This window comes from Microcella indica, assembly GCF_013414345.1.
In the GTDB taxonomy this organism is placed as follows: Bacteria; Actinomycetota; Actinomycetes; order Actinomycetales; family Microbacteriaceae; genus Microcella; species Microcella indica.
Genome location: NZ_CP058670.1, coordinates 1061733 through 1074538, shown reverse-complemented (window position 1 = coordinate 1074538; position 12806 = coordinate 1061733). Strand labels below are relative to the sequence as shown.

General features: G+C 72.2%; 9 protein-coding genes. 2 read left to right on the top strand and 7 right to left on the bottom strand.

Annotated elements, in window-relative coordinates; all coding sequences use genetic code 11:
• Positions 1-2: 2 nt before the first annotated feature.
• Complete coding sequence (locus HUJ41_RS05245; protein ID WP_179873632.1) at positions 3-677, bottom strand: DUF1990 domain-containing protein; 675 nt, start codon at positions 675-677, stop codon at positions 3-5.
• Positions 678-679: 2 nt separating this feature from the next.
• Complete coding sequence (lepA, locus tag HUJ41_RS05240) at positions 680-2554, bottom strand: translation elongation factor 4 (RefSeq protein ID WP_179873631.1); 1875 nt, start codon at positions 2552-2554, stop codon at positions 680-682.
• 239 nt (positions 2555-2793) lie between these two features.
• On the opposite strand from lepA, the gene rpsT reads away from it, so the two are divergent.
• On the top strand, positions 2794-3054 hold the full coding sequence (gene rpsT / locus HUJ41_RS05235) for a 30S ribosomal protein S20 (protein WP_179873630.1): 261 nt from the start codon (positions 2794-2796) through the stop codon (positions 3052-3054).
• 519 nt (positions 3055-3573) lie between these two features.
• Here rpsT and holA read toward each other — a convergent pair.
• From holA to HUJ41_RS05210, 5 genes are all read right to left on the bottom strand, one after another.
• Positions 3574-4605 carry a DNA polymerase III subunit delta gene (holA, locus tag HUJ41_RS05230; RefSeq protein ID WP_179873629.1) on the bottom strand — a complete coding sequence of 344 codons (1032 nt, stop codon included), beginning with the start codon at positions 4603-4605 and terminating at the stop codon, positions 3574-3576.
• Between the two features lie 73 nt (positions 4606-4678).
• Entirely contained in the window at positions 4679-7108 is a 2430-nt protein-coding gene (locus HUJ41_RS05225; protein WP_179873628.1) for a ComEC/Rec2 family competence protein, read from the bottom strand.
• Entirely contained in the window at positions 7105-7800 is a 696-nt protein-coding gene (locus HUJ41_RS05220) for a ComEA family DNA-binding protein (protein WP_224744589.1), read from the bottom strand. The genes HUJ41_RS05225 and HUJ41_RS05220 overlap by 4 nt, the downstream gene beginning before the upstream one ends.
• 61 nt (positions 7801-7861) lie before the next feature.
• Complete coding sequence (leuS, locus tag HUJ41_RS05215; RefSeq protein WP_179873627.1) at positions 7862-10426, bottom strand: leucine--tRNA ligase; 2565 nt, start codon at positions 10424-10426, stop codon at positions 7862-7864.
• 89 nt (positions 10427-10515) lie between these two features.
• Positions 10516-11964 (bottom strand): anthranilate synthase component I family protein, encoded by a 1449-nt coding sequence (locus HUJ41_RS05210; protein WP_179873626.1) that lies wholly within the window; start codon positions 11962-11964, stop codon positions 10516-10518.
• Positions 11965-11976: 12 nt separating this feature from the next.
• On the opposite strand from HUJ41_RS05210, the gene HUJ41_RS05205 reads away from it, so the two are divergent.
• Positions 11977-12774: an aminotransferase class IV gene (locus tag HUJ41_RS05205; RefSeq protein WP_179873625.1), complete on the top strand. Its 798-nt coding sequence runs from the start codon at positions 11977-11979 to the stop codon at positions 12772-12774.
• The last annotated feature ends 32 nt before the right edge of the window (positions 12775-12806 follow it).

The following is a 12806-nucleotide window of genomic DNA, read 5'->3' as shown; positions in this document are numbered from 1 at the left end:
TGTCAGCGATCCTGAGTGGCGAGCGGCACCGTGAGGGCACGCAGGAACCGTCGGGCGATGAGGGTGCGGGCCAGCAGGAGCCCGGGCAGCAGGGGCCAGCCCCACCAGGCGGCCGGGCGGGCGAAGCTGCGCACCGTGAGCCACACCGAGCCGTTCTCCTCGCGTTCGAGCGTGAACGACTCCTCACCCGAGAAGGCGTGGCCCGGCAGCGTGCCGACGGCGTACATGACGCGGGCCTCCTGCTGCTCGAGCAGCACGACGCGACCCGGCAGCGGCAGCCACAGCCGTTCCCCCACGGCGAGGCCGACGATGATGATGTCGCCGGGGCGCAGGTGCCTCGTGCCGTCCGCCGTGTAGACCTCTTCGACGGCTCCCACCTCGGCAGGCTCGACAGGCTCGCCGCTGTCGTCGAACTCCACGGGCTGGTAGACCCGCTCGGCCTCCCCCGCGTCGACCGCACGCATGCGCACGCCCATGCCGGCGCCGCGATACACCCCGCCGGTGAGCAGAGCGTCGACCGCCCACTCCCAGCGCTCGTCGCCGTGGCCGACTCGGCCGCGCATCTCGAGCGGGCGGTAGCCGGTCGGCGGGTAGCGCAGGAGGTCGGGGGCCTGGCTCGCGCCGACGGCCGCGTAGGTGACCGCCTGCTCGGCCCGGGCCGCATCCCGCGAGCTCATGGCTACTTCTTGTCCTTCTTGCTCTCCACGTCGCCGGATAGCGCCGCGATGAAGGCCTCCTGGGGAACCTCGACGCGACCCACCATCTTCATGCGCTTCTTGCCCTCCTTCTGCTTCTCGAGCAGCTTGCGCTTGCGGGTGATGTCACCGCCGTAGCACTTGGCGAGCACGTCCTTGCGCATCGCGCTGATCGACTCGCGCGCGATGATGCGGGCGCCGATCGCGGCCTGGATGGGCACCTCGAACTGCTGGCGAGGGATGAGCTTCTTGAGACGCTCGGTCATGAGCACGCCGTAGGCGTACGCCTTCTCGCGGTGCACGATCGCGCTGAACGCGTCGACCGCCTCGCCCTGCAGGAGGATGTCGACCTTCACGAGGTCGGCCTCCTGATCGCCGCTCGGCTCGTAGTCGAGGCTCGCGTAGCCAGCGGTCTTGCTCTTCAAGTGGTCGAAGAAGTCGAACACGATCTCGCCGAGCGGCATCGTGTACTTGATCTCGACGCGGTCCTCGCCGAGGAACTCCATGCCGATGAGCGAGCCGCGGCGGCTCTGGCACAGCTCCATGATCGTGCCCACGTAGTCCTTCGGCGCGAGGATGCCCGCCGCGACCATCGGCTCGGTCACGCTCGCGATCTTCGCCCCCGTCGGGAACTCGCTCGGGTTCGTGACCGTGTACTCCTTGCCGTCCTCCGTGACCACCTCGTAGGTCACGCTCGGCGCCGTCGAGATGAGGTCGATGCCGAACTCGCGCTCGAGGCGCTCGGTAATGATCTCCAAGTGCAGGAGGCCGAGGAACCCGCAGCGGAACCCGAAGCCGAGCGCCACCGACGTCTCCGGCTCGTAGTTGAGGCTCGCGTCGGAGAGCTTGAGCTTGTCGAGCGCCTCCCGCAAGACGGGGTAGTCGCTGCCGTCGATCGGGTACAGGCCCGAGAACACCATCGGCTTGGGGTCGGTGTAGCCCGGCAGCGCCTGCGTCGCCGGCTTCTGCGCGTTCGTGATCGTGTCGCCGACCTTCGACAGCCGCACGTCCTTCACGCCCGTGATGAGGTAGCCGACCTCGCCCACGCCGAGGCCCTTGCTCGGCATCGGCTCGGGAGAGCTCACGCCGATCTCCAGCAGCTCGTGCGTCGCGCGCGTCGACATCATCTGGATGCGCTCCCGAGGGCTCAGATGCCCGTCGACCATGCGCACATAGGTGATGACGCCGCGGTACGCGTCGTACACCGAGTCGAAGATCATCGCGCGCGCGGGAGCCTCGGCGTCGCCCGTCGGCGGCGGGATGAGCTCGACGACGCGGTCGAGCAGCTCGTCGACGCCCTGGCCGGTCTTGCCGCTCACGCGCAGCACGTCGTCTGGTGAGCCGCCGATGAGGCTCGCGAGCTCGCGCGCATACTTGTCGGGGTCGGCCGCGGGCAGATCGATCTTGTTGAGCACGGGGATGATCGTGAGGTCGTTCTCGAGCGCGAGGTAGAGGTTCGCGAGCGTCTGCGCCTCGATGCCCTGCGCGGCATCCACGAGCAGGATCGCGCCCTCGCAGGCCGCCAGACTGCGGCTCACCTCGTACGTGAAGTCGACGTGACCGGGAGTGTCGATCATGTTCAGCGCGTAGGTGATGGGCTTCTCGCCCTCGGCGGGCGACAGGGCCCAGGGCATCCGCACCGCCTGCGATTTGATCGTGATGCCGCGCTCGCGCTCGATGTCCATGCGGTCCAGGTACTGCTCGCGCGCCTGGCGGTCGCTCACGATGCCCGTGATGCCGAGCATGCGGTCGGCGAGCGTCGACTTGCCGTGGTCGATGTGCGCGATGATGCAGAAATTGCGAATCAGCGTCGGATCGGTCGCGGCAGGGGCGAGGGACGTGGAGGCTCGAGGAGACATTGTCTGCCATTCTCCCATGCAGGACGGCCCCTCACAGACCGTGCGATTGTCGCCCGGCGTCGTGCCCTGGTAATGTTGCCTGTTGGCTTGCGTGTCAGAAAGCCCTCTCTCTTTCGACACGGAACGCGGCTGGGACAGTTCGTCACGGAGCACACGGCGCGCACCACGCGCTCGAGCTCTGCGCAACCCCCACCCCGGCCGCTCACTCACACCGATCCTCTTACGCAGAAAGTCGATACATGGCGAACATCAAGTCGCAGATCAAGCGCATCAAGACCAACCTCAAGGCTCAGGAGCGCAACCGCGCCATCAAGAGCGAGCTCAAGACGGCGATCCGTCGCACGCACACCGCGATCGCCTCCGGCGACAAGGCCGCCGCTTCCGAGGCACTCGTCGTCGCGACGAAGAAGCTCGACAAGGCCGCGAGCAAGGGCGTCATCCACGAGAACCAGGCCGCGAACCGCAAGTCGGCGATCGCCAAGCAGGTCGCCGCGCTCTAGCGCTCTCGCTGCCTCACGCGCGTTCCGCGCCGCACCACAGCACTCGAGGCCCCGCCGCACCCACCAGGGTCGGCGGGGCCTCGTGCTGTCTGCGACCGGCTCGAGCGGAGCATCCCGTACCGCCGCCCGGCGCTCGCCCGCCCGGCGCTCGCCCGCCCGGCGCTCTATCTCCACAATTCAGGAGTCAGTGTGCTGCATCAGGGCGTGAGAGCGCTCCACCGGCGTGTCGGCGGGCCCGCATGGACTCGATCTCCTGAATTGTGGAGAACCGGCGCTCGCTCACGGGCATGTCGACGCTCGTTTCTATCCGGGAACGCCATCTCCACAATTCAGGAGCGCGCCCTCGTCCAGCGCCCTGGAAGCGGGCGCTTCGGGGTGTCGAGGAGCCCTGCGGCATCGCAACTCCTGAATTGCGGAGACGGCGCGGCGTGGGCTGACGCCCGGCGCGGGGCGGGTGGGCGGTGGGCGCCGGGCGCCAGGCGGCGGGGCGGGATGCTCGGCTCGGGGCGAGCGCGCGCGCTAGTGGCCCTCGCCGCGGGTCGCGACGACGCGCACGAGGGTCTCGAGGGCGAAGACGGGGTCGCGGCCCGCGCCCTTGACCTGCGCGTCGCACTCGGCGGCGGCGAGGATCGCGCGGCCGAGCCCCGCCTCCTCCCAGCCCTGCAGGTCTCGGCGGGCGCGGTCGACCTGCCAGGGTGCGAGCCCCAACTGCGAGGCGACCTGACCCCCCGACCCGCGTGCGCCGCCGACCTTCGCCATCGTGCGCAGCTTCATGGCGAACGCGGCGACCATCGGCACGGGGTCCGCTCCCGTGTCGAGCGCGTGCCGCAGCAGCCCCAACGCCTCGCCGTGGCGCCCAGCGATCGCGGCGTCGGCGACGGCGAAGGCGTTGGTCTCCACACGGCCGCCGTAGTACTTCGTGACGGTCTGCTCGGTGATCTCGCCCTCGGTGTCGGCCATGAGCTGCTGGCACGCCCCCGCGAGCTCGCTCAGGTCGTCGCCGAACGCCGAGACGAGCGCGCGCAGGGCGAGCGGCGCGATCGGGCGGCCCGCGTGGCGAAACTCGGCGGCCGCGAAGTCGGCGCGGTCGTTGTCGCGCTTGAGCTCCGCGCAGATGACCTCGATGCCGCCGCCGGAACCGCCGCGGATAGCGTCGAGCAGCTTCTTGCCGCGCACTCCCCCGCCGTGGCGCAGCAGCACGACGGTGTCGTCGGCAGGCTGCTCGAGGAACGACAGCGCGTCCTCCAGGAACGCGTCGGTGCATTTCTCGACGTTGGCCACGCGGATCAGCCGCGGTTCGCCGAACAGGGAGGGGCTCGCCAGCGTGAGCAGCTCGCCGGGCGCGTAGGTGTCGGCGCCCAGGTCGTGCACCTCGAGGCTCGGGTCCTGCGTGCGCAGGGCATCCCGTAGCATCGTCGACGCGCGGTCGGCGAGGAAGGACTCGGGGCCGGTCACGAGGACGACGGGCGCCGACCTGATCTCATGCCACGCGATCTGCGGGATGCTCGCCTTGGCCCGAGCGGAGCCTGACGACCTCTTCGTGGCGGCCATCACGCTCCTTCGGCGCTCGAGTGCGGGCAATGCGGGTAGAGGCAGGCGGGGTGCCGCCTGCGACCCCCTTAGCCTACTGAGCGCCGCCGACGCCGGCCGCCTGACCGGCCACCCCGGCCATGGCATGTCGGCCGACAGCGCCGCGCTCCGTCCACAGCAACCACGACCCGGGTTGCTCCCCCGGCGCGAGCAGCACGAGACCGTGGAGATCGGAGCGCGCCGTGAGCGCCCCCGCCCCGGCGACCGCGTCGAGCGCCTCGGGCGTCGGGTGGCCGTAGCCGTTGTCGGCGCCGACCCCGATGAGTGCGAGCGCGGGCGAGGCGCGGGCGTACAGCTCGGGCTCCTGGTCGGCCGCGCCGTGGTGCGCGACCGTGATCGCATCGACGGGATGCACGGCACCGAGCAGCGCGCGCTGGCCAGCCGCCCCCACATCGCCGAGAGTCAGCAGGCTCGGGCAGCCCGCGCACTGCGGCCCGGGGCGCCACTCGAGGACGATGCTCGCGTCGTTGCCCGGCTCGACCCCGCGGTGGTCGGGTGGCGCGAGCACCCGCCAGGTGTAGCCGCCGAGCGCCCCGACCTCCCCGGCTGCGACCTCGTGCACTGTCGCACCCGCGGCGAGAAGCCCCTCGACCACGGCCTCGTCGTCCGGCCGCCCCACTGGCCCGACGAGAACACGGTCGGCGCGACCGTGCACGACCTCGACAGCGCCGACGTGGTCGTCATCGAAGTGGGTGAGCACGAGCAGGTCGAGGCGCTGGATGCCAAGGGTGTCCAGGCAGCGCTGCAGGAGCGCAGCATCCCGCCCCGTATCGATGAGCGCGACCTGCCCGCCGTGCCGCACGAGGAGGGCGTCGCCCTGCCCCACGTCGCACTGCGCGACGCGCCAGTCGGCGGGGCGCTGCAGGATCGCGAGTGCGTGCGCGCCCGCGGTCGACCCTGCGACGACGACGAGCAGCACGGCGCCCGAGAGCGCAAGATGTCGACGCAGCCGCACCGAGCCGAGCCGCGCGGGCACGCCGAGGGCAAGCAGCCCCACCGCCGTCAGCACCGCGAGAAGCAGGGCACCCAGACCGCCCTCCGGCCACGGCAGCACGGCCCCGGGCGGCGAGGAGGCGACCGTCGCGATGCCCGCGATCCACGCGGAGGGCAGCCAGGCGACCGCCGCGACGACCGTCGCGAGCGGCGGCACGAGGGGCGCGAGCAGGCACGCGATCATCCCGAGAATCGTCGCGACCGGAGCCGCGGGGGCCGCGAGCACGTTGGCGAGCACGCCCGTGAGCGGCACCTCGGGGGCCAGCAGGATGAGCACCGGCTGGCACACGAGCTGCGCGGCGAGCGGCACGGCGACCCACAGTGCGAGCCCGGCGGGCATCACTGCGCGCAGTCGCTCGGCGAGCGGCCCGGCCAGGACGAGGAGCGCCGCCGTCGCGAGCACCGAGAGCACGAAGCCGTACGAGCGCGCGATCCACGGGTCGAGCACGAGGATGCCGAAGACCGCGACCGCGAGCACCGGCAGACCCTGCGCGGGCCGCCCGCTCGCGAGGGCGAGCAGCACGACGGCGGCCATGACGGCGGCGCGCACGACGCTCGGCTCGGGCGTCACGAGCAGCACGAAGCCGCCGAGCGCCGCGAGCGCGACGCCGATGCGCACGGGCCGCGGCCACCGCAGCAGCGCGCCGACCCCGAGCACGAGGCCGACCACGATCGCGCAGTTCGCCCCCGACACCGCCGTGAGGTGGCTGAGGGCGCTGCGCTTCATCGCGGCGTCGAGCTCGTCCGACACCGCCGAGGTGTCCCCGATCGCGAGACCCGGCAGCAGCGCGGCTCCGTCGCCCGCGAAGGACTTCATGAGGTCGAGGAAGCGCTCGCGCAGCGCATCCGTCGCACCGAGGAGCGGCGGCGCACCCCGCACCGGCTGCAGCTCGCCGAGCACGCGCGCGAGCGCCACCCGGTCGTCACCCGGCTCCACCGGGATGAGCCGCACCGCCCCCTCGAGCCGCAGGCCGAGCGGCCAGCGCCCCTGCGCCTCGACCCCGAGCAGGCGCACCGGCACGCTCACCGCGTAGGTGGCGCCATCACGATCGGTCACGCGATCCAGGCGGCCATCGACGGATGCTCCGCGCCAGCCCGCCCCACCCCCGACCTCACCGGCCACGGCACCGGCGATCGTCTGCTCCAGCACAACGACGACCTCGAGCCGCTCCCCCGAGACAAGGGCATCGCGCACGGGCGCCGGCTCGCGCGACCCCGCGGCGACGCCCACCGCGGCACCGAGCGCGGCGATGACGAGCAGCGCGGGCACGACGAGGGATGCGGCGCGGAGCCCGGCGGGCGCGCCGGCACGACTGCGCCCACGCCGCACGAGCACGACCACCCCAAGCGCACCGAGCACCCCGGCCGTGGCGACCCCGAACCCCACCGCTCCCGCCCAGGGCAGCCCGATGACCACCATCACGACGACCCACCCGAGCAGCACCGGCACGGCGAGGCGCGCGTCGGTCACACGGTCACCTGGTCGCGGAATCCGTCGAGGGTCTTCTCCCCGATGCCCGAGACGGCGAGCAGCTCATCGACGGCGCGAAAGCCTCCGTTGGCCTCTCGCCACGCGATGATGCGGCTCGCGAGCGCGGGACCGATGCCGGGCAGGGTCTCGAGCGCGGCCGCGTCGGCGGTGTTGATGTTCACGAGCCCCGGCCCTGTGCCCGCGCCGGCACCGCTCGCCGCGCCAGCGCCCGGCGGCGGCACCTCGCCGACCCGCGGCACGTACAGCTGCTCCCCGTCGGCGACGACGCGCGCGAGGTTCACCCCGCCCAGGTCGGCGTCGTCGCTGGGCCCGCGCGCGGCCGCGATCGCGTCGACGACGCGGGAGCCTGCGGGCAGTTCGACGATGCCGGGCTCGACGACTGCGCCGTGCACGTGCAGCACGAGCCGCGCGGCCTGGGTCGACGGATCGAGGATGCCCGGCTCGCCGGGCGGCGCGAGCGCAGCATCCCGGCCGATCTCGTCAGCCGACCCGCCGTCAGCGGAACCCGCGTCGCCGACCGCGACGACCTCGCCGCCGGGCGTCACGATCGCGGCGACGACCGCGGACCCAACCCCGAGCAGCGCGAGCACGAGGACGCCCGTGACGGCCGCCCGCACACGCACGCCGCGTCGCGGCGGCCCGCCGGGCTGCGCAGGGGCGAGGTCGCTCACGCACGGAGGCTAGGCGCACCCCCGACACTCACGAGCGCCCCGCGGCAAACCGGGGAGAGCCCTACTTCTTGGTCGCGATGTTGACGACGCGCGGGGCGCGCGCGATGACCTGCGCGATCTCGCGGTCGCCGATGGCCCGCTGCACGGCCGCGGACGCCCGCGCGAGCGCCTCGAGCTCGTCGTTGCCGATCTTGGGGCTCACCTCGAGCCGGTCGCGCACCTTGCCGTCCACCTGCACGACCGCCGTCACCTGGTCTTCGACGAGCAGCAGCGGGTCGGCCTTGCGCCAGCCCGCGAAGGCCACGAGGGTCTCCTTGGTGCCGTCGAAGTGGCCGAGGCGCTGCCACATGTCCTCCGCCGTGTGGGGCGCGTAGAGCGAGAGACCGACCGCGACGACCTCGACGGCCTCGCGCACGGCGGGGTCGCCCGCGCCGGGGCCCGAGTCGATCGCCTTGCGGATGGCGTTGACGAGCTCCATCGTGCGCGCGACGCCCACGTTGAACTTGAACGCCTCGATGAGCCCCGGCACCTCCGAGAGGTACTTGTGGGTCACGCGGCGCAGTGCTTGGTCGCCCGTCTCCGGGTCGGCGCCGACGGGCGCGGTGACCTCGCCCGACAGCCGCCAGGCGCGGGCGAGGAACTTCTGCGAGCCCGTGACCGACACGTCGGCCCAGTCGATGTCGTCCTCCGGCGGGCCGGCGAACGCCATGGTGAGGCGCACGGCGTCGACGCCGAACTGGTCGAGCTCCTCGGTGAAGTACACGAGGTTGCCCTTCGACTTCGACATCTTCGCGCCGTCGAGAATGACCATGCCCTGGTTGAGGAGCGCGCTGAACGGCTCGGTGAAGCTCACATAGCCGAGGTCGAAGAGCACCTTCGTGATGAAGCGCGCGTACAGCAGGTGCAGGATCGCGTGCTCGACGCCGCCGACGTACTGGTCGACGGGTGCCCACTTCTCGGCCTGCGCCGGGTCGAAGGCCTTCGTCGAGTCGTGCGGGTCGAGGAAGCGGAGGAAGTACCAGGAGGAGTCGACGAAGGTGTCCATCGTGTCGGTGTCGCGGCGCGCGGGCCGGCCGTCGGGAGTGGTCGTCGCGACCCACTCCTCGAGGCCGCCGAGGGGCGAGGTGCCCTTCGGCTTGAGGTCCATGCCCTTCTCCCACGGCAGTTCGAGGGGCAGAGCATCCTGCGCCAGGGGCACCTCCTCGCCGTCCTCCGTGTACATGATCGGAATGGGTGTGCCCCAGTACCGCTGGCGGCTGATGAGCCAATCGCGCAGGCGATAGGTCTTGGATGCTCGGCCCGTGCCGCGCTCCTCGAGAAGCTCGATCGCCCGCTTGATGGCGTTCGACTTGCTGAGGCCGTCGAGGGGGCCCGAGTTGATGAGGCGCCCGTCGCCCGTGAGGGCCTCTCCCGTCACGGCGGGGTCGATCGTCGGCGGCTCCTCGTTGAGCATCTCCTCGGTGATGACGGGAATCGTGCCCGTCATGGGCGCGGTCGTGTCGACGACCATGCGAATGGGCAGGTCGTACGTGCGGGCGAAGTCGAGGTCGCGCTGGTCGTGCGCGGGCACGGCCATGATGGCGCCGTGGCCGTAGTCGGCGAGCACGTAGTCGGCGGCCCACACGGGGATGCGCTCGCCGCTCACAGGGTTGATCGCCCAGCGGTCGAGGAAGACGCCGGTCTTGTCGCGCGTTGCGTCCTGCCGGTCGATCTCGCTCTTCTTCTGCGCCTGCTCGAGGTAGTCCTGGAACGCCATGCGCACGTCGGGCGTCGACCCGGCCGCGAGCTCGGCGGCGAGGTCGCTGTCGGGGGCGACGACCATGAAGGTCGCACCGAAGAGCGTGTCGGGGCGCGTCGTGAACACCGTCACGGGCGAGTGGTGGCCCTCGATGACGAAGTCGACGTCGGCGCCGACGGAGCGGCCGATCCAGTTGCGCTGCATCGACAGCACCTTGGCGGGCCACGAGCCCTCGAGCTGGTTGAGGTCGTCGAGCAGGCGGTCGGCGTAGTCGGTGATCTTGAAGTACCACTGGGTGAGCTTCTTCTTCACGACGACGGCGCCGGAGCGGTCGGAGGTGCCGTCGGGCAGCACCTGCTCGTTGGCGAGCACGGTCTGGTCGACCGGGTCCCAGTTGACCCAGCTGTCCTTGCGGTAGGCGAGTCCCTTCTTGTACATCTCGAGGAACAGCCACTGGTTCCAGCGGTAGTACTCGGGGTCGGAGGTGTGCAGCACGCGGTCCCAGTCGAAGCTCGCGGCGTAGCGCTTCATCGACGCCTTCTGCTGCTCGATGTTCTCGTACGTCCACTCGCGCGGGTCGGCGCCGCGCTTGATGGCGGCGTTCTCGGCGGGCAGGCCGAACGAGTCCCAGCCGATCGGGTGCAGCACCGTGAAGCCGCGCTGGCGCCAGTAGCGGGCCACGATGTCGCCGAGCGCGTAGACCTCGGCGTGCCCCATGTGCAGGTCGCCCGAGGGGTAGGGGAACATGTCGAGGATGTACTTGCGCGGCTTGGACTCGGGCGCGTCGGCGGTCGAGAAGGGCGCTAGCTCCTCCCACACGGGCGCCCAGTGCGCCTCGATACGGCGGAAGTCGTAGTCGTTCTCGTCGTGCTCGTCGTGGTGGCTCACGCTGCTCACAGTTCTCTCACTCGCGGTAGTGCAGGGGGGTGGGGGCTCGCACAACGGCAGGCGGGAATGACCGCTGCGGGCGCGAACTCTCAGGGTACCGGCTGAGCCTGCGCGCCGAGCGCTCGCAGCAGGGCCGCTGCCTTGAGGTGCATCTCGGCCGTCTCGGCCTCCGGTTCGCTCAGCGCGGTCACGCCGCCGCCCGCTCCGATCGTCGCTGTCTGCCCCTCGAGCAGGATGCTGCGGATCACCATCGCGAGGTCTGCCGAGCCGTCCGCCCCGAGGTAGCCGAAGGCGCCGGAGTACACGCCGCGCGGCCCCGCCTCCCACTCGGCGAGCAGCTCGATCGCGCGCCGCTTGGGCGCGCCCGTCATCGATCCGGCGGGCAGGCACGCCGCGACCGCGTCGAGCGCGTCGAGGCCCTCCCGCAGCCGCCCCTGCACGGTGGAGACGAGCTGGTGCACGTGCGCGTAGCTCTCCACCTCGAGCAGCCCCGTGACGGCGACCGTGCCGACGTCGCTCACGCGGGAGAGGTCGTTGCGCATGAGGTCGACGATCATGAGGTTCTCGGCCTGCTCCTTGTCGCTCGCCTTCAGCTCCGCGGCGAGCGCCGCATCCCGCACGGGGTCGGCGTGGCGCGGCCGCGTGCCCTTGATGGGGCGCGTGCTCACCGTGCCGTCGCTCACGCGCAGGAACGTCTCGGGGCTCGCGCTCAGCAGTGCCGTGCCGCCGATGCGCAGCAGCGCGCCGTGGTGGGCGGGGCTGCCGCGCCGCAGCCGGCGGTACACCTCCACGGGGTCGTGGTCCGCGTCGTGGGCGCCCGTCACGCTCGCCTGCGTCGTGAGGCACAGCTGGTACGCCTCCCCTTCGCGGATCGCCTCCTGGCAGCGGGCCACGAGCGCCGCGTAGTGGGCGTCGTCATCGCGCCACACGGCGGTGGCCGGCTGCGGGTCGGCGACGGGGGGCGGGGATGCTGCGCTCGCGCCGCGCACGAGCTCGAGCATCCGGTGCCGCCAGTCGGCGAGCTCGCCGCTCCACTGCCCCGTACCTGCATCGTCGAGCGCCACGAGACTGACGGTGCCCGCCTCGTGGTCGATGAGCACGCCGCGGTCGACGCGCAGCCAGGCCGCACGGTGGTGACCCGGCACGGGCGGAACGGGCATGCCCATGGTCTCGCCCCGCAGCTCGTAGCCGAACCAGCCGACGAGCCCGAGCGGCACCGCGTCGTCGCCGAGGCTGTCGCCGCCACTGCCGCCGCCACTGTCGGGCTGCCGACCGAGCGCGGGCATCGCGGCGAGCGCCGCCCGCAGCACGGGCAGCACGGGCTCCTCCTCCAGCAGGGGCACGCGCTCGCCGACGGCGAGGAGGCTGCGGCCGGTGCGCGCCCCCACACCGCTGTCGAGCCACACGAGTCCGTCGGCGTCGGGGTGTGCCGCGTCGAGGCGCAGCAGCAGGGCCTCGGCGTCGAGGGCGGGCAGGTCATCCACGCCATCGACGGCGCCGACGCGCCCGAGGGGCTCGACGAGCAGACCGTGACCCATACGCTGAATCCTATGAGTGAGGCACTGCAGGTCTGGCGCGGGTCCTCCGCGACCGACGGCCCGTGGCAGCCGGTCGACTGGTGCGACCCGCACGCGGGCGCCGTGCTCGCGGCCGACTCGTGGCGCGTCGTCGACGGCGCAACGCGCGGCCTGCACCATCACCACGACCGCTTCCTCGGCAGTGTCGCCGCACTGCTCGGTGAGGCGACCGAGCCGCAGGCGTTCTGGAGCGCCGCGCTCGCCCTCATCCCGAGCGAGGGCGACTGGTTTCCCCGCGTGGAGCTGCGGGCTCGCGGCGAGGGCGCGCAGCTCTCCCTGCGCGTGCGCCCCACCCCGCCGACCAGCACGGAGGCCGTCGTCGCCACGGCACCGCACGACCCTCGCATCCAGCCGCGCATCAAGGGCCCCGACCTGGAGTCTCTGCAGCGCCTGCGCACGCTCGTGCAGCCGCACGGCGCGCAGGAGGCGATCATCCTCACTCCCACGGCGGAGGTCGTCGAGGGCGCGTACAGCTCGCTCGTGTGGTGGCGGGATGGGGTGCTGCATCGCGTGGATGACGCTCTGCCGCGCATCCCGAGCGTCACCGAGCGGATCGTGACCGACGCGGCGACGGCGGAGGGCGTCGAGGTGCGCGCGGTGCAGGCGCACCCGCGCGACCTCGATGGGGCCGAGCTGTGGGTGCTGAGCGCCCTGCACGGCCTGCGGGTCGCGACCGAGTGGGTGCAGGGGCCGCGGCTCGTCGTCGAGCCGGGGCGCGCCGAGCGAGGGCGCGCGTGGCTCGACGCTGCGCGTCGACCGCTGCTCCCCTGAGCGCCGCGCGTCGACCGCTGCTCCCCTGAGCG